This window comes from Paenibacillus sp. PDC88 (assembly GCF_900106725.1).
Lineage (GTDB): Bacteria > Bacillota > Bacilli > Paenibacillales > Paenibacillaceae > Paenibacillus > Paenibacillus shunpengii.
This window is the reverse complement of the sequence record NZ_FNNT01000007.1, coordinates 36,563-57,524: the sequence shown is the minus strand read 5'-3', so window position 1 is coordinate 57,524 and position 20,962 is coordinate 36,563. Positions and strand designations below refer to the sequence as shown.

At 46.4% G+C, this 20,962-nt stretch carries 22 protein-coding genes; 9 read left to right on the top strand and 13 right to left on the bottom strand.

The features are described 5' to 3' along the window. Window positions 1-3 precede the first annotated feature (3 nt). On the bottom strand, window positions 4-294 hold the full coding sequence (locus tag BLW49_RS20050; RefSeq protein WP_047912825.1) for a YerC/YecD family TrpR-related protein: 291 nt from the start codon (window positions 292-294) through the stop codon (window positions 4-6). Window positions 295-770: 476 nt separating this feature from the next. Between BLW49_RS20050 and BLW49_RS20045 the strand changes: the two genes are divergently transcribed. After that, window positions 771-1,385 carry a hypothetical protein gene (locus BLW49_RS20045; protein ID WP_047912824.1) on the top strand — a complete coding sequence of 205 codons (615 nt, stop codon included), beginning with the start codon at window positions 771-773 and terminating at the stop codon, window positions 1,383-1,385. Window positions 1,386-1,495: 110 nt separating this feature from the next. Here BLW49_RS20045 and corA read toward each other — a convergent pair whose 3' ends face one another. The 4 genes from corA to BLW49_RS20025 all read right to left on the bottom strand — a co-directional run bounded on the left by corA (window position 1,496) and on the right by BLW49_RS20025 (window position 5,754). Beyond that, window positions 1,496-2,461, bottom strand: a complete 966-nt coding sequence (gene corA, locus BLW49_RS20040; RefSeq protein WP_047912823.1) for a magnesium/cobalt transporter CorA — start codon at window positions 2,459-2,461, stop codon at window positions 1,496-1,498. 315 nt (window positions 2,462-2,776) lie between these two features. Then, entirely contained in the window at window positions 2,777-3,763 is a 987-nt protein-coding gene (locus BLW49_RS20035; RefSeq protein WP_076312434.1) for an inorganic phosphate transporter, read from the bottom strand. A gap of 14 nt (window positions 3,764-3,777) precedes the next feature. Next, a complete protein-coding gene (locus BLW49_RS20030) occupies window positions 3,778-4,395 on the bottom strand; it encodes a DUF47 domain-containing protein (RefSeq protein ID WP_047912821.1) in 618 nt (205 codons plus the stop codon). A 279-nt stretch (window positions 4,396-4,674) separates the two neighbouring features. Then, a complete protein-coding gene (locus BLW49_RS20025) occupies window positions 4,675-5,754 on the bottom strand; it encodes a DUF3048 domain-containing protein (RefSeq protein WP_256209853.1) in 1,080 nt (359 codons plus the stop codon). A gap of 357 nt (window positions 5,755-6,111) precedes the next feature. Here BLW49_RS20025 and BLW49_RS20020 point away from each other — a divergent pair, with 357 nt between their 5' ends. Further along, window positions 6,112-6,645 (top strand): DoxX family protein, encoded by a 534-nt coding sequence (locus BLW49_RS20020; protein ID WP_090726471.1) that lies wholly within the window; start codon window positions 6,112-6,114, stop codon window positions 6,643-6,645. A gap of 193 nt (window positions 6,646-6,838) precedes the next feature. Further along, window positions 6,839-7,051 carry a hypothetical protein gene (locus BLW49_RS20015; RefSeq protein ID WP_047912812.1) on the top strand — a complete coding sequence of 71 codons (213 nt, stop codon included), beginning with the start codon at window positions 6,839-6,841 and terminating at the stop codon, window positions 7,049-7,051. A 93-nt stretch (window positions 7,052-7,144) separates the two neighbouring features. On the opposite strand, the gene BLW49_RS20010 is transcribed toward BLW49_RS20015, so the two are convergent. The 3 genes from BLW49_RS20010 to BLW49_RS20000 form a co-directional block, all read right to left on the bottom strand. Further along, window positions 7,145-7,921: a DODA-type extradiol aromatic ring-opening family dioxygenase gene (locus tag BLW49_RS20010; protein WP_090726469.1), complete on the bottom strand. Its 777-nt coding sequence runs from the start codon at window positions 7,919-7,921 to the stop codon at window positions 7,145-7,147. A 110-nt stretch (window positions 7,922-8,031) separates the two neighbouring features. Continuing rightward, the gene (locus BLW49_RS20005) at window positions 8,032-8,862 is read right to left on the bottom strand and encodes an alpha/beta hydrolase (protein ID WP_047912810.1); all 831 of its coding nucleotides are present in this window, start codon (window positions 8,860-8,862) and stop codon (window positions 8,032-8,034) included. Window positions 8,863-9,009: 147 nt separating this feature from the next. Next, a complete protein-coding gene (locus BLW49_RS20000) occupies window positions 9,010-9,354 on the bottom strand; it encodes a hypothetical protein (protein ID WP_047912809.1) in 345 nt (114 codons plus the stop codon). Window positions 9,355-9,763: 409 nt separating this feature from the next. Here BLW49_RS20000 and BLW49_RS19990 point away from each other — a divergent pair, with 409 nt between their 5' ends. Then, window positions 9,764-10,537, top strand: coding sequence for a DUF1129 family protein (locus tag BLW49_RS19990; RefSeq protein ID WP_090726465.1), 774 nt, complete (start codon window positions 9,764-9,766; stop codon window positions 10,535-10,537). 148 nt (window positions 10,538-10,685) lie between these two features. On the opposite strand, the gene BLW49_RS19985 is transcribed toward BLW49_RS19990, so the two are convergent. Both BLW49_RS19985 and BLW49_RS19980 read right to left on the bottom strand, forming a co-directional pair. Beyond that, window positions 10,686-12,812: a hypothetical protein gene (locus BLW49_RS19985; RefSeq protein ID WP_090726463.1), complete on the bottom strand. Its 2,127-nt coding sequence runs from the start codon at window positions 12,810-12,812 to the stop codon at window positions 10,686-10,688. Next, window positions 12,809-13,477 carry a copper amine oxidase N-terminal domain-containing protein gene (locus tag BLW49_RS19980; protein ID WP_090726461.1) on the bottom strand — a complete coding sequence of 223 codons (669 nt, stop codon included), beginning with the start codon at window positions 13,475-13,477 and terminating at the stop codon, window positions 12,809-12,811. The genes BLW49_RS19985 and BLW49_RS19980 overlap by 4 nt, the downstream gene beginning before the upstream one ends. A 312-nt stretch (window positions 13,478-13,789) precedes the next feature. Here BLW49_RS19980 and BLW49_RS19975 point away from each other — a divergent pair, with 312 nt between their 5' ends. Then, complete coding sequence (locus BLW49_RS19975) at window positions 13,790-14,761, top strand: hypothetical protein (RefSeq protein ID WP_076312443.1); 972 nt, start codon at window positions 13,790-13,792, stop codon at window positions 14,759-14,761. Window positions 14,762-14,834: 73 nt separating this feature from the next. Here the strand turns inward: BLW49_RS19975 and ilvA are convergent, their stop codons facing one another. Beyond that, window positions 14,835-16,115 (bottom strand): threonine ammonia-lyase IlvA, encoded by a 1,281-nt coding sequence (gene ilvA / locus BLW49_RS19970; protein WP_047912806.1) that lies wholly within the window; start codon window positions 16,113-16,115, stop codon window positions 14,835-14,837. A 309-nt stretch (window positions 16,116-16,424) separates the two neighbouring features. On the opposite strand from ilvA, the gene BLW49_RS19965 reads away from it, so the two are divergent. After that, window positions 16,425-16,901: a nucleoside deaminase gene (locus BLW49_RS19965; protein ID WP_047912805.1), complete on the top strand. Its 477-nt coding sequence runs from the start codon at window positions 16,425-16,427 to the stop codon at window positions 16,899-16,901. Window positions 16,902-17,022: 121 nt separating this feature from the next. On the opposite strand, the gene BLW49_RS19960 is transcribed toward BLW49_RS19965, so the two are convergent. Together BLW49_RS19960 and BLW49_RS19955 are read right to left on the bottom strand one after the other, a co-directional pair. Beyond that, a complete protein-coding gene (locus BLW49_RS19960) occupies window positions 17,023-17,442 on the bottom strand; it encodes an organic hydroperoxide resistance protein (protein ID WP_047912804.1) in 420 nt (139 codons plus the stop codon). A 207-nt stretch (window positions 17,443-17,649) separates the two neighbouring features. Further along, window positions 17,650-18,078 (bottom strand): Lrp/AsnC family transcriptional regulator, encoded by a 429-nt coding sequence (locus BLW49_RS19955; RefSeq protein WP_047912803.1) that lies wholly within the window; start codon window positions 18,076-18,078, stop codon window positions 17,650-17,652. A 150-nt stretch (window positions 18,079-18,228) separates the two neighbouring features. Between BLW49_RS19955 and BLW49_RS19950 the strand changes: the two genes are divergently transcribed. The 3 genes from BLW49_RS19950 to BLW49_RS19940 all read left to right on the top strand — a co-directional run bounded on the left by BLW49_RS19950 (window position 18,229) and on the right by BLW49_RS19940 (window position 20,925). Then, complete coding sequence (locus BLW49_RS19950) at window positions 18,229-19,281, top strand: oxidoreductase (RefSeq protein ID WP_090726459.1); 1,053 nt, start codon at window positions 18,229-18,231, stop codon at window positions 19,279-19,281. Between the two features lie 277 nt (window positions 19,282-19,558). Then, window positions 19,559-20,518: a pectate lyase gene (gene pelA / locus BLW49_RS19945; protein ID WP_081872609.1), complete on the top strand. Its 960-nt coding sequence runs from the start codon at window positions 19,559-19,561 to the stop codon at window positions 20,516-20,518. Between the two features lie 122 nt (window positions 20,519-20,640). Beyond that, window positions 20,641-20,925 carry a DUF4176 domain-containing protein gene (locus BLW49_RS19940; RefSeq protein WP_090726457.1) on the top strand — a complete coding sequence of 95 codons (285 nt, stop codon included), beginning with the start codon at window positions 20,641-20,643 and terminating at the stop codon, window positions 20,923-20,925. Window positions 20,926-20,962 lie beyond the last annotated feature (37 nt).

Below are 20,962 nucleotides of genomic sequence, written 5' to 3'. Positions count from 1 at the left end.
CATTTAGCGTCCCAGGCGCTCCAGCGCCATCTTATAGCCGTCATTTCCGTAATTTAAGCAGCGCTTAACACGAGAAATGGTGGCCGTACTTGCCCCCGTCTCCGACTCAATCTGATTGTACGTATTGCCTTTACCCAGCATACGGGCCACTTCCAGACGCTGAGACAAGGACTGAATCTCGTTCACCGTGCACAGGTCGTCAAAGAATACATAGCACTCCTCGATGTCCTTAAGTGTCAAAATGGCTTCAAATAATTGATCTATACTTTTATCATTTAGCTTCTTCAGCTGCATGTTATCATCCCCTAAGGTTACTATGAATACTATTTCATTGTAACTACACGTTATTGGTATTTCAAGCATTACCGTTTTCACGCGATGCAGAATAAAATCATCCCGAGCCTTCATCGTTATACACAGCTGGTAAGATCAGCACACCGACGCCAAACTACATTATACCATAATGCACAGGTTTGCAATGAATTGTGATACCTTTTGCTCCTGTTATATGAGAAGTCATGGACATATCGATACCCCGACTTCATGTTAATTCGTTCCCCTGTGGATCGAATCCTGTTGACTCTACTCTATTTATCGGTAAATATCCGTACTTTTTTATCCGTAGGTTTTCTCTTTTCTTATGTGGTACAACCGCTTGGGCCGGAGCCCAAATCCGCCAATATCCCGTAAAATCTCGCATTTTCTTAAACGCAGAGCACCTCATCAACATACACTATACTAAACCATGCGCAAAGGAATGTGATCTACCGATGTCTCAACAACACTACAGAAGACGCAGCCGGCAAGCTCGGGCATTCACGGACCCTAATCAGTATTCACCCTATCCTGGGATTCCACACTATAACCAGCCGTCTGCGCCTGCGCCGGCTCCCACTGCACAACCCTATGCATTAGTACCTGCTCAGCCGCAAGCACCTTATGCGATGCCTCAGCAGCAGGCTCCTGTATATCCTGCGAATCAGGTGACACAGCAGGCAGCCGAAACCGAGGCAGCGGCCACAACGGGAGGTCTGCTCGGCAATTTAGGCGGAATTGGGAATAACCTGAGCAATCTGAAAGGTCTGTTTGACCGAATTGGCGGCATTGACGGGATCGTTAATGGGATGGGGAAGGTTCAGCAGGTTGTCAACGGAGTCCAGCAGATGGCCCCGATGATGAAGCTGTTTGCAGGGCTACTCCCCTTTGGAGCTGCTGCAGCAGCAAATAAAGCAGCAGAGTCCACATCACCCACTTACGACGATTCTTACTACCGTCCGAGGAAGAAGCGTAAACGCAGGAAGACGACTTCCACGGGCAAAAAACGCCGCAAAACTTCGTCCTCCAAGCCCTACTCTCCCTCATCCTCCAAAAAGAGAAGGAGATAATTCAAGCCGGCTGATGCAGAACACCTCATAAAGCACCCTTCGCAGCTGGATCTTCAGCGCGGGGTGCTTCTATTTAGGTTAAGGCGACTTTTGAATGGAGCAAGATTTACTTATTTAAACCAGCCTCTCTTCTTAAACCAAATCATCATTCCACTGCCCAGCAGGAGCATCACCACGATGACCGCTGTATATCCATATCGATAGCCGAGCTCTGGCATATAATGAAAATTCATCCCATAGATGCCGGCAATCAGTGTAAGGGGCATGAACAAGGTCGTAATGACTGTCAGCGTCTTCATAATGCTGTTCATTCGATTCGAGTTCAGCGAAATGTAGCTGTCCCGCAGATCTGCCGTCATCTCCCGGTCAGCGTCCAGCATATCTGTCAGCTTCAGCAGATGATCGTAGATATCAATAAAATACAGCTTATGATCACTTCGGCTCTGCCCCTGTATATGCTGTGAGTTGACAATTCGATACAAGAGATCTCGCATGGGCACGATCGTATTGCGCAAACGAAGCAGCTTGCTTCGAATGAGAAATACGTGATTGACCAGCTCATCCATCGGGGCGTTACCGCTCCTTCCTTCCAGCTCGGCCAGCTCATCCTCAATGGCAAACAAGACCGGGAAGTAACCATCGACCAGCTTATCCATCACTGTATAGGCGGCCGCAATGGGCGCTCTGCTCCAGATGGTGCGCCTCTCTGCCTCTCCCCCGATACGCTCCCAGGCCTGATTCAGTTCGTCAAGCGGCTCATGATGATAGGATACCAGCAGGTTCGGGCCAAGAAACAGATCCACCTCGTGCGCCTTCTCCTCCTCCTCACGGATTGCATGAAGCACCATGAATTGAATATCGCCATAGTAATCCAGCTTAGGGCGCTGAAGGACATGCAGGCAATCTTCAACAGCGAGTGGATGAAAATGAAAATAATCCTTTAGCAGCCGGGATTCCTCTTCTGTCGGAGCACTGAAATCTGTCCACACAAAATCATAATCCTCAATACGAATATCAAGCAGATGTAACTCTTTGATCACTTTATGATCATGGGTTATTGCCATCGTCCGAATAATGGGGCATCACGCCTTTCCCTCTCTATCACAAATATTACGGAACAAAAAAGCCCTGCTTCCTCATCTCTGTTCAAACCCACATCGTTGAAAGAGAAGCAAGCACGGACTGTATAATTATAGCTGATTTATCTATCCACAAGTGGATAACTTTTTTATATGACTTTTATTACCCTTAGATGTCCCCATATTCACAGAGTTATAAACATTTTCCACATGGAGCAAACGGAAAACCCGGCAACAACGCGAAATGAATCCACAGCTTCGCGGTGATCCGGGTTCTGTTTATTGTACATCTATTTATAAAAAACGAAGTGCTTAGAAGAATAACCACATAATAAGGCCGGCAAGAAAACCGCAAATCGGAATGGTGATAAACCAGGTTACCACAATACGTCCTGCCAGCGACCATTTCACGGATTTGAAGCGTTTAGCCGAGCCTACACCGAGGATCGCCGAAGTGATCGCATGTGTGGTGCTGACCGGAAGGTGCAGCAGCGTTGCACCGAAGATGACGGATGCCGCTGAGAAATCCGCTGCAAAACCGTTGATCGGCTCAATTTTGAATATTTTAGTACCCATAGTCTTGATAATCTTCCAGCCGCCCACTGCTGTACCTGCGGCCATCGCTGTTGCTGCCGCGATCTTAACCCACAGTGGAACCTCCATCGTATCCTGAACTTTACCTGCAACGAGAGCGAATGTAATAATCCCCATCGCTTTCTGCGCATCATTCGTACCGTGTGTGAAGGATTGGAGTGCAGCTGTGAAGATCTGCATGGTACGGAAGCCCTTGTTGACCGTATGCGGACTGCGCTTGGCGAAGATCCATTTCAGAATGGTCATCACAACATAACCGATGACGAAGGCAATGATTGGAGAGAAGATCAGACCTTTTACAATATCCGCAAATCCTGCCCAATTCAGCTCACTTCTTTCACCGATAAACACGGCACCCGCAAGCGCCCCAATCAGTGCATGAGATGAAGAGGACGGGAGTCCGAACCACCAGGTAATCAAATTCCACGCAATCGCAGCGATAAGCGTCGCAATTACGATATTGATCCCGTTATCCAGCTTGGTGGGGTCTGCTACACTGCCCCCGATCGTTTTCGCAACCCCTGTAAACATCAGCGCACCGATAAAGTTCATGCTGGCTGCAAGAATAATAGCCCGGCGCGGTGTCAGAGCTCTCGTCGATACCGATGTTGCAATGGCATTCGCCGTATCGTGGAACCCGTTAATGAAATCGAAGGCCAGCGCCAGGAAAATAACAATTCCTAATACCCATATCGTAGTTTCCATAATTATTATGCTCCTTACGAGTTCCGCATGATGATCGATTCAAGACGGTTGGCAACATGCTCGCAAGCATCGGTTGTCGTCTCGAGACGCTCGTAAGTTTCTTTGCGTTTAATCAGCTCGATTGGATCCGTAACGGTATCAAACAGGTTCTTAATACAAATACGAAGAAGCTCGTCCCCTTGATTCTCTAGATCGTTCAACCGAATTGTATGCTCACGAATAGCGAGCAGCTTTTTCTGAGAGAGCAAATGTACCGCTTTTTGAATTTCGTAAGCAGACTCGCGAATAATTTCAGCAAACTGCACAATATATTGATCCGGTTCTGTCAGATTGTACATGTAGAAACGGGATGCCGTTGCCTCAATACCGTCCATCACATCATCCAGCGTCGTAGCGAGCGCCATGATATCATCACGTTCAATCGGCGTAATAAACGTCTTGTTCAGTTCTTTGATGATCGTATGTGTGTAGTTGTCACACTCAGACTCATACTTCTTCAATTGATTCGTGAATTCAGCCATGTTGTTCAGGCTTCCGACATGCTGGGCAAAATAATCCGCAGCGTGTACGACCGTATCGGCCATACTCTCCAGTGACTCAAAAAATATATCCTTCTTCTTCTTCAAAGCCATTCTTATATCCCCTTCACAGAAAGATTGCGTGAAATGTAATGTAATGAAATGAAATGACAACATTTGATATCTTAACATACTTTACACCGCGTTTACACAAAAACCGAACAATTTTCATAATTCTACGTTGCCATCTTCATGTAGAGTGACCTGATCATGTCTCAATTATCCAAATGACTCACATAGCTTCCATCTATATCCTTGATATTCCTAGATATAACCATTAGATGTGTAAAAAGAAAAATAGCCAGATCATCATATGATGATCTGGCTATGTGGTTAATGTAATGTAATATGCTCTTCAAGTGCCGGAGAATCTGGCACAATACTGAAGAAGCTTTTTCCCGGAACGAGCGGCAGCTCCTTCCCGTCTTTATAGAACCGAATGATGTCCCCTGAGGATTTTTTCCACTCTGCACGAATCAGCTGGCCCTGCTGGAACAGCATCGCCTCACCGCCGGATGACAGATCAAGGGCGAGTCTGCCTACATCATCCAGCACCCGATGTGAGGTCGACAGCACAACAATATTTGAAGCAGCTAAGCGTGTTCCATCATTTGCATCCAAATCCTCAGTACCATTCACGCTTCTTAAATATTGCTGCCTAGTACTGTCGTATTCGTAGCTTACGGTATAGCTGTCGTTCAGATAATAAATATCAAATGAACGGACTGCTTCTCCGCTTACCTCCGCTCCTTGCTCCAAATACGAATATACGGGTGCGTTGTTCTCTAGTGAGTATCCTCGGTTCTCTGCGCCTTCTCGCAGCTGATCGACAGAAGAATACAGATTGTGCGGTGCTTTGCGGTCACTGCTGCGGAAATAATAAGGTCCGCCATTCGAGATTTCATCGAGATATGGCTTCCCCTCATTTTGCAGTATCGAGTAGGCAGCCGGGCTTCCTCCCGCATGTGCCAGTATACCTCCATAGCTCTCGCCAAGCTCGATGAGGTACGGGCGAATGCTGCGGATTGGACCTAACGTTTCGGCAGCTCCTCCGCTCTGGAAGATCGCAATCAGCCGGGTAATGCCCCCCTCAGCCAGCACTTCATATATATGATCGGCTTGACTAAGCCCGGATTGGGGTCTTGCTGCCGGGGCATTATTGATCATTACCGCAAGAGGTCTTTCATCGACAGGCTCTGCAGAGCGAATACCTGTTAACGGAGCAGCATAAGCCAGCTCAGGCTCGGGCTCCGCTTCGGGCTCTTCTGTCAACTCCTCAGCGGGCCCCGGCGTCTCCACTACCGGCTCTGACGGCTCAGCTTCCGGGGTGCTATTGGATGAGCAAGCGGTTGTAAGCAGGATGAGTAAGAATAAGATGTATAATGAGGGCTTCCATTTTTCTACGATCTGCACGTAAGTGTGTTCCTCCTTCATCATCAGGGAAAGTAGCAGCATGCTTTTCTACCATTTAATCACAAATTCGAGCGAAATGTCTTTGATTTCCTGCTAGAAATTGCTCAGATCAGATGAGATTCATGGAAATAGGCGTTTTTTTTGATATATTGTGATTTTTATCACAAACATACGATGGGATATGTTTTAAGATAAAGACATCAAAAGAGTGATCACTTTTATAGATAGAACGAGCAAAAGAGTGTACAAAGATAAAGGCATTAACTTCTATCGCTCAATCTATCTTGATATTAACGAATGATCTTCAGACAAGGGGAATCCTACGATTCCTCACAAAAAAAGGATGGAGTGGTTTATATGTTTACAACATGGCTGAGAGAAAACAAGGTTGCAATGTGGCTGCTGACCGTACTTCGGGTATATCTCGGATATGACTGGATGACTCACGGCTGGCAGAAGCTGACGGGCGGAGGCTTTGATGCTACAGGATTCCTGACAGGAGCAATCGAGAAATCGACAGGTGAGGGTGCTACAGTTCAGGGCTGGTGGGGTGCATTTCTTGAAGGCTTTGCCCTTCCAAACGTAGAATTGTTTAACTTCCTCGTACCGCTCGGTGAATTCTTGGTCGGTGTAGGCCTCTTGCTTGGATGCTTCACTACCTTTGCTGCACTAATGGCGATGGTCATGAACTTTGCGTTCCTCTTCTCGGGAACGGTGAGCACGAATGCACAGCTGGTACTTCTGCAGATCTTCATCGTTGTCGCTGGATACAATGCAGCTAAGATTGGTCTCGATAACTGGGTAATCCCTTATATCCGCGGAATGTACAACAAGTTTAGACATCGTAAGGACCCGGTGGCAAAAGTGAACACGAAGACGCAGCACACCTAAGCCCCGAAATAGATGATATAGTAACAGGGCAGGCCGCCCGACAAATCTTCCTCCATCGAAAAAACATGGAGAGCAGGTTTATCGGGGACCTGCTTTTTGCTATGACCGTTCATACCGGCACGCTTCCGTGGTATACTCTCTTCACGGCCCGCTTCTATGGGCATTTAATCCATGATGGAGGTGTGACAACCCCTTGGCTACGAATCGCCGTTTAATTACCAACCTTGACTTTGAAGAAGCCATGACTCGCAAAAGACGCATTCGCGTTTTTAAAGATAACCAGCAGATCGACTCCGGCGGTGTTATTATCCGCTATGATGAGATGACCATTGTCATTCAATCCAGTGTCAGCGATATTGCCTATCATCAGCGGCAGGACTGTGAGTTCTTCGAGCTTAAATCTTAGGACCTGCCGGTTGCTCGTATATAAACAATAAAAGGCATCCCCTGGGGGAAGATCGTCTCTTCCATTAGGGAATGCCTTTAACTTCGTTATAAGTTAACCGAATTGCCAGCAATTCAGACTCAAACTGCCGTACTGATAGGCTTGAAACAGCTTCTGTGCTCTGCGTTCCTTGTCTGCTGCTCCCATCGCATAGAATAAGGGTGCAAAATGCTCGGAAGCATAAGAAGGGACCGCATCTTGGGCATTCGGGGCTTTTTTCTCGTAATCATAAAGGTCTCGAAGATTCCACTCGTCCAGCTTCACTGTGAGCCATTCATCAAACTCGGCAGCCCACGCTGCAGGTTCTGAATCTGGACTAAGCTTCCTCAAATTATGTACCAGCCCGCCGCTGCCAATCACTAATATATCCTCGTGTCTTAAAGGCTCCAGCATACAGCCGATACGGTATTGCTCCTGCTCTGACCGCATGGAATCGACAGACAAGCTGACGACCGGAATATTCGCTTCCGGATACATATGCCGAAGAATGACCCAGGCACCGTGATCAAGTCCTCTTCCTGTAACGAGCTTGTAGGGCAGATTCTGTGCTGCCATCAATTGGCCAATCCTCATCGACAGCTCCGGATCGCCCGGGGCAGGATATTCAATCTTGTACATTTCTTTAGGAAATCCGTAAAAATCATGCATCGTTGTATGAAACTCATCTACAGACAGTGACTGTACCGGCTCATCATAATGAGCGGAGAATAAGGCAATACCTTTCGGGACCGGTAAGCTGGCACCAAGCTCTCTCAAGAACGCTGTGTAGTTGTTGTCCTCTATGACGAGGGTGGGTGAACCGTGCGCAATAAACAATGCAGGTAAAGTCATCGCTGCCAAGCCTCCAGACACAGGTAGAATGGGTGTATGTGTTTATTTTACATCTAGAGGTGGACGAAATAAAGTTGATTCATTCAGTACTGAAACATTTATTTCTTCCATTAGATCATCCAATGCTGCCAGTCTTGGCTCGCATTACGCTGCTCTGTTAACCACGCACGGGTACGCTTGATGAGCTGCTCACGTTCCGGCCCCGATGAAAAGGTATGGTCTCCTTGAAAAATAATATCCTTATCACAGCGACCCTCGCTGCGCATCCAGAATACCTTCTGATATAAAAAGGCGTAATCGACCGGGATTGTATCATCGCTCGTTCCGTGAATGACCAGCACATCACCTGAGAATTTAAGCGCCTCCTGAAACGGCTGGAAATCGGCGAGCGATTCAAAGTATGCCGGAGTAAAGCGATAGCCTAAATAATCTGCCGCCCCCTCTTTGACAGAGGTGTCGTATTTGTCACGGCCTGTTATTTTTATAATATCATTAAAAGGATACCCTACAGCAGACCACAGAATAAGCTTGGTTACTCGCTTGTCCCTTACTGCGGTATGAAGTGCTGTAGCTCCTCCGAGACTGTGACCTAGCAGCGTCACCTGCTGAGGATCGACATCACAGCAATCCAGGGCATAGTCAAGCACGCTCTTCGTCTGATTTATCATCGACTGCAGCCCTTCAGCGCCATATTCACCTGTACTCTCACCACAGCCGATATAATCAAACCGAAGCACCAGGTTCCCGTCCTCCGCCAGTTCTCTCGCCGTTTTGACAAATAAACGGTCAACACCAATACGATTGCCAACAAACCCATGGCAAATAACGATAAGCGGTACTCGTGCCGGCTTCTTGCCTTCTGAGATTTCGGATACCACCGGATAATGGATCGTTGCTGCTATTTCCTCTTCCCCATGCTTAATGCCAATTTGTCGTTCCATATGACTTCCTCCCAGTAAAAAGTAACACCTAAACGAATACCAAACTATATTTCAATTAATTCCGATAAGTTTAATGTGAATTAGTTGAAGATAGTGTAGCACCATTCTTTACCGAAAGTCAATCCACTCCATGGAATTCTCTATGGCCTATTCATAGCTCCGGCGAAACATCGCATGGGTTTCTGATTTGCCCTTCCATTCCACAGGCTCCGCTTCAGTCTCCCCGCGCGGTATTACTCCCTCATCATCTGATCCAAACTCCGTATCCGCTATTGTCCGATAGACGGGTGCTACATTCGCAATCTCAGCACTGATCTGGGCTGTTCCCTTCACCCGCTGGGTCTCTGCAGAACGGCTCACTTGATGAGCCCATGCAAATTCCTCATTACGACTCGTTGTTTCTTCAATATGTTCTGCCTTCACAACCTCATCCTTGACTCCTCTCGACTGGCTGTTTAACAGATACTGTCTCGTTGCATCGTTCTGTGTCATGATCGAAACCCTCCTTATATATGCGTACTGCTCTTAGATAAGCACACGACATAGTGTGTGACAGGAGATAACTGGCTATACACTCCCGCTCTGACCCTGAATTGGCCTCATAAAACTTAATGAGACGGATTAATCCAAGCTCTGATTCGGAATAATAACAAGCAGCAATCGAAGATTACAGGAAAGGAAGATATCACATGAAGCTCATGTTCCACTGGATTGAACATCACCTGGGAAGTGTATTTCTCTGTCTTGCCGTCATTGCTGCCATAATATATGTAGCTGTTCATCATACTCAGCTGTTCTATAAAGAATAAGCCTACACCTAACTTTGCTAATTCCACCTTACTCCCGTATACTTTATTCATATGATGTACGGATATAGGACAGAGGAGTGGACAATAAAGTAATGAATCGCAGCAAACAAATCATGCTGATCAGGAATCGGCAAACTACGGTCATTGGTCAGATGACATCTCCTTCCAGGGAGTTCTATGCCCTGATCGAGGAACAGGTCAGGAACTCGCGCATTCCTGAGCTCGAGCTCGAGGAGCTGCTGCTCCGCATGGGACAGGAAATCTTAGAAGCACAACGTAAGGGCACTAATCTGAAGCAATTATTCGGCGGTAAACCGGACAAGTATATTAAAGAAAAAGAGAATAAATATGCGCTGGGAGCAGCACCCGCTGCAAATTCGAAAGCCTCCTCCACCGTCTCAGCTAAAGATGCGGATAAGAATAATAATGAAAATACAGATAATACCAAAGGAATTAAATTCAATCTCATGATTGCCTGGGCTGCGGTATCGATGGTATTTCTGCTAATGGGACTCATCGGGCAGGTGACTTCGTTAGCGGGCCAAGATCCATCAACCTATACGAGTATCAGCCTGTTTACATTAGCCCTCATCGCCGGTGGCGCGATTGTATTAATTCAGATTCTCCTCTCTTTTAATCATGCACCGGAGGATGAAGAGACCCATCGGTCACCGAGACGCGCTGGATTTAATCTGAAATCCATCATCAATTATCTCATCGTCGTGGTCATCATTTTGCTTCTGGGCTACATATTCGGCAATATGCTTCCCGCTATTCAGCTGTCTGCCATTGCCCTCATCGCTATTGGAGCCATCGGACTTGTGCTCGTTAAACCGATCTTCGGAAGGAAAAGAAGGGCTGAATAATTCATACACAAACCCTAGAGAATCCTCAGCCATTGCGGGATGCTCTAGGGTTTATTAACATGTGGATAACATACCAAAGAAGCTCGAATTGCCGCTAATCGCAATTCGAGCTTCTTCCTACTTCCGTCATGCTCCTAAACTGCAGCCATTATATATCCTTAGCAGCCGAGTCTTCTCCGTGTTCACCTGATGTGCTCTGTGATTGAGGTGCAGCTGCAGCAGGCAATTCCTCCATTACAATCGTGTCACTTGCTCTCGACAGGCTGTTCACAGTTGCCTTGTCTCCATCAGCTACGGATAATACAAAGATACGATAGGTAACGCCCGCCTTCAATGTGCTGCCATCTGCATCCAGCGCGTACGTATCAAGCACCGCGCTCAGGTTGTCTCCCGTTCTGGAAACCGCGGTATACTGGCTTCTTGGCAATGCATTCGCTTGCTCCAGCGTAAATTGATCTGCATTCGCCGCCTTCACCGCAATGACTGCGTAGAAGGACAATCCGGCTTCATTGCCTGCCTTATTGAAATCCACCTTTATAGCCGGATTCTCAGCAGGCTTATTCTCCACCTTCGTTATGACGGCAGTGTCCACTGCGACAGGTGCTTTATTGATTACGAACGTGTTAGATGGCTGTGACAAAGCATTTTCCGAGCGTACTTTTCCATCTGCTAGCGACAACACAAACACCTTATAATTCGTTCCCGGAGTGAGACGGTCACCCCTGACGTCCTTGGTATTCTCGTTCAGCACTTGTGACAGATCTGACCCTTTCTTCGCCACTGCTGTATAATTCCCCGAGTCCACCCGATTTGCCCATGCCAGATCAAACCTGCTCGCTTCATCAGCCCGAACAACCATGACGAGGTAACGAGACAATCCGGTTTCATCCGAAGCCTTCTTGAACTTCACGGTGACATCGCGTCCATCGCCACTATTTCCATTCACGACCGCCTCTACCGAGGAAGCCGGCTGAGCACTGCTCGCCGATAGCTGGATCACAGATGAAGCACCGGACAGAGAGTTCAGCTTGCTGTCACCTCTGTTACTGACCGCAAGAACGAATACGCGGTAGCTTACTCCGCTGCGAATAGTGGAACCGTCCGTATCTCTCGCATCAGCAGACAAGGCTACAGATAGATTACCGCCTGTTTTGTTTACACGTGTATATCTTGAGCTGTTCATGCTGCTTGCAATAGATGAATTAAAAGCCCCTGCATTCCCCGATTTCACGACGAATACGCGATAATGATCCACACTTGCTTCATTCGATGATTTGTTAAACGTCACTCTGAGGTCACGGCCATCCCCATAATCCTGAATATCACTCACCGCAAGTCCACTGATCGGCTTCGTTACCGAGTTGTTCACAAGGGTAATCTGTGCCGAGGCACCAGAGAGCAGATTGGAGTATCCCCCCTGCTGATTGCCCATGGATGCAACAAAGACTCGGTACGTCTCTCCTTCTCGGATTGTATTACCGCTGGTATCCTTCAGTTTTTCAGGCAAGGTGGTGGTGACATTGTTACCTGTCTTGGAGATATCGTAGTATCGGTCCGAGCCCAGCTTATTCGCTTCAGTCATATTAAAAGACGATGCTTGATTATTCCTAACCACATATATTCTATAAAAACCGACCTTGGCCTCATTGCCTGCTCTATTGAAGGACAATTGTATATCCCGGCCATTGCCATAATCATTTACATCATTGACTGCCGTGATGGATGGAGCCGTCAATGTCGCACTGTCGAGTGTAATCGCAGAGGAAGCACCAGACAGCTTGTGCTGCTTATTATTCGTGTTCGAGCTGGCCGAATAGATGTAGACGACATACGGGATGCCGTTCTTGATCATCTCTCCCGATGAATCACGTGTGCCTGAAGACAACGTCGTCGTAATCGTTGATGAGCTCGACTTATTCACGGGTGTAGAATAGCTGTTCGCTGCTCTGCTGGCTGCGTTCACATCAAAGGATGAAGCATCCTTTTGCTTAACGACAAAGATGCGGTAATTGGTAATATCCGATGTCGTACCCGGCTGCTTGAAGCTGACTTCCATATCTCTTCCGTCCCCATGATTCGCGATATCTCGTATCTTAACCTCTGAGGCTGCAGCCACTGCCGGCTTGGCATTCATCGTAATCGGATCTTTAGCCGAGGACAGCACATAGGAGAAATCAGAGGCATCATTCCCCACGGTCAGCACATAGACCTTGTAAGCCGTGCCAGACTGTATCTTTTGACCCGCTGCATCCAGTGTGTTCTCTTTCAACGTCACACTAAGCTTGCCATCTTTCTCGATACGGGGGTGTAGCTCGTATAAGATACATTTCTGGCTTCATTCAGATTAAAGCTTCCACTGTTTGAGGCTTTGACCAGTATGACCCGGTATTCATGCACCCCGCCTTCGTTCTGCGAAGGGGTAAACTCCACGCTGATATCTCTTGCATCCCCGTACTGTGTACCGACCCTGGTCGTTACAGTGGAAGAAGACAGATCATTGCTGCTCGTAATAATATCTACACGTTTGGCACTGGAGTTCCACAGCACTTCCTCACCAAGTGCCTCCGTCACGAAGCGGATGGGCACCATAGTGCTGCCTTTGATGATCGACGCCGGAACATCGAGTGTGACTCTGCTTCCACTGATCGTGGCATAGCTCGATCCGATCGTCATGGAGACCGTCTGGTCTCCTTTTGTCGCTGTAACTGTCTTCGTCTTATTGTTCCATATTACATTCGCATCCAGCCCTTCAAAGATCGAGCGCAGTGGAACGAGAACCCGATTGCCCTTCATTACAGGCGCTTGGGGAGACGGAAGTCTTTCATTATCGATATAAATTTGGATGGCAGTCGCCGCGTTTAACATACCTGGCGTATGACCAACGCCCGCGGATACCAGTGCAGCAATCACAACCGAGGATACCCATTTCTTCATCATCATTTCCTCCAGCTTCCCATTAAATTAAAAAACATCAGCTCCATTTGCAACTTATGCGGCTCATTTCACGTCAGCAATCTTATAACGCAGAATAGTGGGATAATGTTCCATATTTACAAGTCAGAAGAAAATTATTTTTTTGCGTGGGCCAAATGTTGGCTCGCTTGCTGAATCAGTAGAGACCATTGTGTGCAATTCGATCATTATTGTGCCACATCATTTCAACTAGAGCAGGTGGGCCTCGGGTAATTAGGGTAAATACTTTAGGTAACCCATGTATGTAAATCTATCCATCATTTTTAGGAGGGTATAATTATGAAGAACACGATACTTCGGCATAAGAACAACCGGAAATCCACCGTAAAATGGATGGCTGTGTTAAGCAGTGCAGCATTGCTGCTGCCTGCCGGATGGAGCCCCGCCTTCGCCCAAAATACCGCGCAAGCAAATACATCAGCACCTGCAGCTGCTGAGGCAGTTTCATCGGAGTCGTCCGTTATCCTGAACAAGTTTCGAGCTTTGCTTAAACAACCGAACGGTCTGCCGGAAGCTGCAACTTATCTGAATAAAAATATATCAAAAGCATCTCCCCATCATGCGACGCTTATGGTGCTCTATTTAGAAAATGCACGGATCAAAGCCATGCCGTCCATTGATAAGAAGTTGTACCCGCAGGACGTTCAAGAGGAGCTGCAGACCTTTTTCAAAGAAAACGACACCATGAACCAGCTGATCCAAAAGGCCAAAACTCAAAAAGTGAAAAACCTGCTGACACAGGCTAAAAATTACGGATACAAGGTCATTACCGCTGAAGGCATGTATTTCCTGACGATGGATTATTCTGCTTTTGAACGTTACGAGGAGGATGTCAAAGAGGATATTTCTGCCTACATCAGCATCCAGTCAGAGCTCTCTCGCAAACAGCTGGGTAAGGATGCCGCTCTTGCGATCGGGTATCAGGAGCTTGTCAATCGTGCGTTACTGCTCGAAGGATTTGTTAATAACTATCCGAACTCTAATCGCACACGGCAAATGGAAGATCAATATGACTTGTACAGACACGTTATTTTTTACGGGATGAATAATACCCCTCTCTTCCAAGACAATGGAGCGATCAGACCCCATGCCAAAACAGCCTACACGTTCATTGCCGGTCGCCCGAATGATAACAACAGTCAGCTGCACGAGCTGCTGAAGCAGTTCGTTAACGTACTGAAGGATCATCAGTTCAAGCAAACCTCTGAGGTAAAAGATTGGCTCGAGGAGCATGTCGGAACGAACGGATAGAATGCTAATGTGCAGCACAAGAAGCCCCGCTTACGATTGTAAGCGGGGCTCTATTTTTATCACCTAAAATATATCAGATCAAGAGATTAAAGAGATTAAGATCCTTGTTCAGCTCGGTATATTGAATATTTTTTCGATTCATACGCTCGATGAGCGGCTCGTAATCCTCGGTGTACATCAGCTCAATGCCGACCAGGGCCGGACCGTTCTCTTTGTCATTCTTCTTCGTATATTCAAACCGGGCGATATCATCATTTGGACCGAGCACATCCTCCAAAAATTCACGGAGTGCCCCCGCACGCTGCGGGAAGTTAATCATGAAATAATGCTTGAGCCCTTCATACATGAGCGAACGTTCCTTAATCTCTTGCATCCGGTCAATGTCATTATTGCCCCCACTGATGATGCAGACGACTTTTTTTCCTTGAATCTGATCCTTATACTGCGCTAGTGCAGCAACAGACAAGGAACCCGCCGGTTCAACCACAATGGCATTTTCGTTATACAATTCAAGAATGGTTGTACACGCCTTGCCCTCCGGCACCTTTAAGATATCATCCAGTGCGTTCTTGCAGATATCATAGGTGAGATCACCCACACGTTTAACCGCTGCACCATCCACAAATTTATCAATCTGCTGCAGGGTAACGACCTGCTTCTGATCAATGGCCTCCGTCATGGAAGCTGCGCCTAACGGCTCTACGCCAATGACCTTCGTTTCCGGATGAACGGTTTTGATATACGCACCTACACCTGCCGCGAGTCCACCACCGCCAATAGTCACAAACACATAATCCGCGGGGGTGTCCAGATCCTCCATGATCTCCATCCCAATCGTTCCATTGCCTGCAATAATCTTCGGCTGATCAAAAGGATGAATAAACGTAAGCTCCTGCTCCTTGCATACACGCATGGCCGCTTCATAGGAATCGTCATAAGTGTCGCCTGTAAGCACGACCTCCACATTGCTTCCTCCAAAACGTCTTACCTGCTTAACCTTCTGACTCGGTGTTGTGCTTGGCATAAAGATCTTGCCCTGAATTCCCAAGGCATTACATGAAAAAGCAACCCCTTGCGCATGGTTCCCAGCACTCGCGCATACAATCCCCCGTTCTCTCTCCTCCTGGGACAGACTCCGGATCATGTTGTAAGCACCACGGATTTTAAATGAACGAACGACTTGCAAATCTTCTCTCTTTAGATAAACTTCGCAATTGTATTTCGCAGATAACACAGCATCACGCTGGAGTGGTGTACGTACGATAACCTCTCTCAGCACATGGTGTGCTCTGACGATATCTTCCATTCCCACAACAGGGACATTTCCACTTTTTGATGTCTCTACTGGTTCCATTCTCTCCACACTCCGCTTGAATTTGGTACGCGCAAGGCATGTACTCGAATCCATTCCACAACTCATCAAACGATGGGTGATATGAAAAGAATTCTCTTACGCAGCATTTCTCTGTCTATGACTTAGCTATCAGCTATCATTTCTATGTATTGTACCACTTTCCTGCGCGGCATGCCCTCCTCATCTGTACTTATTTTTACCAGCGAATCGAACTCCAATCAGACCATATTTTTGGGGATCTTATTTTCAAGATACCGATAATCATGATAGCCTGACAGTATAGCAATAGAGAACAGGAGATGAACAGCCATGGTCAATGATACAGATCTTGCACATTTGAAACGCTGCATAGAGCTAGCAGGAACCGCTCTTGAAGCAGGTGACGAGCCCTTCGGTTCCGTCCTTGTATCCGCTGATGGCACCGTACTTGCCGAGGAACGTAACCATGTGGGAGGCGGTGACCCTACCCAGCATCCCGAATTTGCATTAGCACGCTGGGCTGCAGAGCACATGGACCCACTAGAACGAAGCCAAGCAACCGTATATACATCTGGCGAGCATTGTCCAATGTGTGCTGCTGCCCATGGATGGGTTGGCTTGGGACGGATCGTTTATGCAAGTTCCTCAGCTCAGCTGTCCATGTGGCTGAATGATATGGGCGCCCGCTCATCTCGGGTGCTGAGCCTCCCTATTCACGAAGTTATTCGTGATACCGTAGTAGATGGCCCTGTGCCGGAGCTAGCCGAGCAGGTCCGGAAGCTGCATCAGCAGTTACATGACCGCTAAAAAAAAGAAAAAAGCCCGTATGCCCGGGACTGTACCCTGTCTCATAAACAAGGTATAGTCCCGCCCCATTCGTATGGAGCATACTGGCTTTTTTTATTGTGAGTTATCGCGTGAATTTCATTTACCCCATGCTTACCGTTACATTGACATTTCCTTTAATGGCTTTGGAGTACGGGCAATAATCATGAGCAAGCTCCACATACTTGCGAGCTGTCTCCTCATCCAAACCGTCGATTCGTACATCCAGCTCCACCTCAAGCTTAACACCGTTATCTGCCGGATCTGTTTTTAAATATACCGTTGCGGACACGGTGCTCTTCTCGATTTGTACATTGTTCTTCTTCAATTGAAACTCAAGTGCTGAATTAAAGCAGGCACTGTATCCAGCCGCGAACAGCTGCTCAGGATTGGTAGCCGTTGTATCCTTGCCGCCTAGCTCCGGAGGTGCAGCAACCTCCAGCAGAAATACGTTATCCGGAGATTGCACAATGCCTTGACGCCCTCCTGTATTGATTACCGTTGTTTCATACAATGTTTTCATTTTCATGTTCTCCTTTTAATTTTAATTTTAATTTTAGAATATAGCTGTTGTTATATTGTTATAAATTATATTGTTTGCAATTTAATTTTACTAAATTTTATTTTGGGTGTAAAGCATAAAAATAATTCATTTAGTAAATCCATCCCGTGCTTGAATGAAAAAGAAATAAAAATGACTGCCGAGAATTTCTCGACAGCCTAAAGATCCTTAAGGGATTAACTGGTCTTGCTTAATTGGTGATGAGAGTACGATCATGGTCGTTGAGTCACCATATTTTCCAAGCTCATTAATTGCACTCTCCAAGGTTAGTAAAGATTCGGTAACCAGTTTGACAAGAAAATTGTACTGATGTCCGCTGATTCGATGCAACTCAACGACATCGCGTGCTTCTTTACAGTAACTGACGAAGTTATCACATCCTTTAGTATAGAACAGAATGAATGCGGATATTTGCTTGTTGATCTTCTCTGGGGTAATGACTGCACGATAGTGATCAATAATTCCGTTCTCTTCCATGCGGCGTACTCGCTCCGTAACGGCAGGCTGTGATAAGGAAACGGCCTTTCCTAGATCCGTCATAGAGATGCGCCCTTCCTCCTGCAACCGCAGCAAGATTTGCTTGTCCAGATCGTCCATCAATCATACTCCTTTATATTCAAGGTATAATTCATCAAATGAAATGAATTTAAAGATTCGAACTCCATATTAACTTTAAAACTCTATAGTACCTAACATCGATATTATATAAAATTATTTATTATATCAATTGAAAGAAGAGGCGTGGATATGATAAATAACGAATTGTTACAGCCCGTTCGAATCGGGCCCTGGCAACTACAAACACGGATTGTAATGGCTCCAATGACGCGCTCATTTGCCAATGATGTTACGGGTACGGTTGGTGAGGATGTCATTGCTTACTATCAACGCCGAGCGGAAGACGGAATAGGCCTTATCATCACAGAAGGCATTATACCGACAATCCAAGGAAAAGGGACCTTTGGAGTACCTGGATTATATACAAGCGAGCAAGTGAGTGCTTGGCGCAAAGTCACGGAGGCAGTACATGAAAAAGGCGGCACCATTATAGCACAGCTATGGCATGTCGGCAGGCTGACCCATCCTGATTTAACAGGGGGCCGTCCACCCCTTGCCCCCTCTGCTCTGCGTGCTGAGGGGCTTGTACATCGGTTGCGTAAACCTTACGCTATGCCTAAGGAAATGACGAATGAAGATATTCGTATGACCGTACATCACTTTAAACAGGCAGCTAATAATGCTATACAAGCCGGTTTTGACGGGGTCGAAATTCACGGAGCCCATGGCTATCTAATCGATCAATTTGCATCGGAATCCACAAATCGACGTACGGATGGTTATGGTGGTCACAGGACTCAGCGTCTGAGACTAATGAGAGAAATACTCTCTGCCATTGGTGAGGATATCGGTATGGAGCGTGTCGTTCTACGCTTCTCTGAATTGAAAGACGATGAGCCCAGTTTCCGATGGTTAGACCCTATCGCTGAGATCGAGTCATACATCGAGATGTTTCACGAGGTTGGTCTGCAAGTCATCCATCCATCTACAAACCATTTCTCCCAGCCGATATGGGAAGGTCTGACATTTCACGAGCTCGTGCGGAGTCGATGGGAAGGTTATATCATCGGAGTTGGCAATCTGACTCCCGATTCTGCTGTGACAGCCATCCGTTCAGGTGTCATCGATTTGGCTGCATTTGGCCGTCCCTTGCTGGCGAATAACGATTTTGTTAACCGCCTTAAGAACGGATTGCCGCTCAATCCATATAATTCAGCAATCCATTTAGCACAATTGATCTAGAAGAGAGCATTTAGCCCTTTTAATGCACTCTTATTGCACTTTTTTAAGTGACCAAGGTTAAACGATACACCACACGTGTGTACTTTTCCGGTTACTTAAACAAGTGCTTTTTTGTGTTTATTTGCTATTCAAATGCTGGTGAACATCAGGTTATCTGCAAATAATCAGGATATTCAATCCATTTTTTAAAATTATTTACAATCATGTGGTCGTCCGATATAATAAGCAACAAGACTGTAAACGTTTACATTAAGTAATTAATAAGGAGATGACTGTTATGTTGGCAAAGTTCAAGAAGATTCCAGCTCTCTTGGCATTATCCCTGATATTCTCCGTTATCACTCTCCTGATTCCGCCTTCCTCTACTGTTCTAGCGAGTTCGGGAGAAACGGCAAGTATTTCCGACATACTCAAATATCAGCAAGCCGATGGCGGATGGAAAAAGGATTACAGCACGACGAGCGGAGAATGGTCCAAATCTACGATTGATAATAAGGCAACTTATACCGAGATCAGAAGATTGGCCGCGGAATACCAAAAAACCAACAATGCTCAATATTCTGCTGCTGCGATCCGTGGAATCAACTTCTTGCTAAACATGCAATATGCGAATGGAGGCTGGCCGCAAATATACAACAGCTCCGGTTATCACAAGCACATTACATTTAATGACAACGCCATGATTAACGTTATGATTCTACTCGATGACGTCGCTAACAAAAAAGGCGATTTTTCCTTTGTGGACAGCACGTTAGCCAGCAGAGCCAGTAGTGCTGTATCCAAGGGAATCAACTTAATTTTGCAAATTCAGGTGTCTGTGAACGGTAAACTTACCGTTTGGGGACAACAGCATGATTCCTCAACACTAAAGCCGGCTGGAGCAAGATCCTATGAGGTTCCTTCTCTTAGCGCACAGGAAAGTGTGAACATCGTTAAATTCCTCAAGACTAGAGCCTCTACTACGGCAATTGCAAATAGTATCAAGGCAGCGGAAGATTGGCTCAAAGCCGTAAAAATCACCGGTATCAAAGTAGTAAAGACTACGGATGATGTTGTGGTGGTTAGTGATCCGAGTGCGCCGGCCATTTGGGCTCGTTTCTATGAGATCAATACCAATAAACCGATCTTTGTCGGTCGAGACGGTATAGTGAAGTACAAGCTAAGTGATATTGAACAAGAGCGAAGAGTTAATTATTCCTGGTATGGGAACTGGGCCAATAGCTTGGGCATCTATTAAGATGAAGCGGCTAATCCTCCAATGGCTGATGTGATAGGAATGAAATAACAAGCAGCTTCTTTTGCATGTCTATGGGTCATTATGGTTAAATAAGAGCATTGACCTGCAAAGGAGGAACGATCATGACTGTTAACTATGAACAAGACCTGCTGCCGATCGGTTCTGTAGTACGCATTAAGGAATGGAAGCAGAAGCTGATGATCTATGGCCGGCTGCAAAATGATACTGAGTCTCAGAGTACATGGGACTATGTGGCATGTTATTATCCACACGGCAATTTAACAGAAGACTCTAATGTCTTCTTTAACCACGAGGATATCAAAGATGTTATATTTAAAGGATTTGAGGATCATGAGGAAGTTTCTTTCCGTAAAATCCTTGCTGAAGCGATCAAGGAAGCCGAGTAAGAGGCGTTCTGAAGCGTTCGGTTTTTGGCTGAATCGA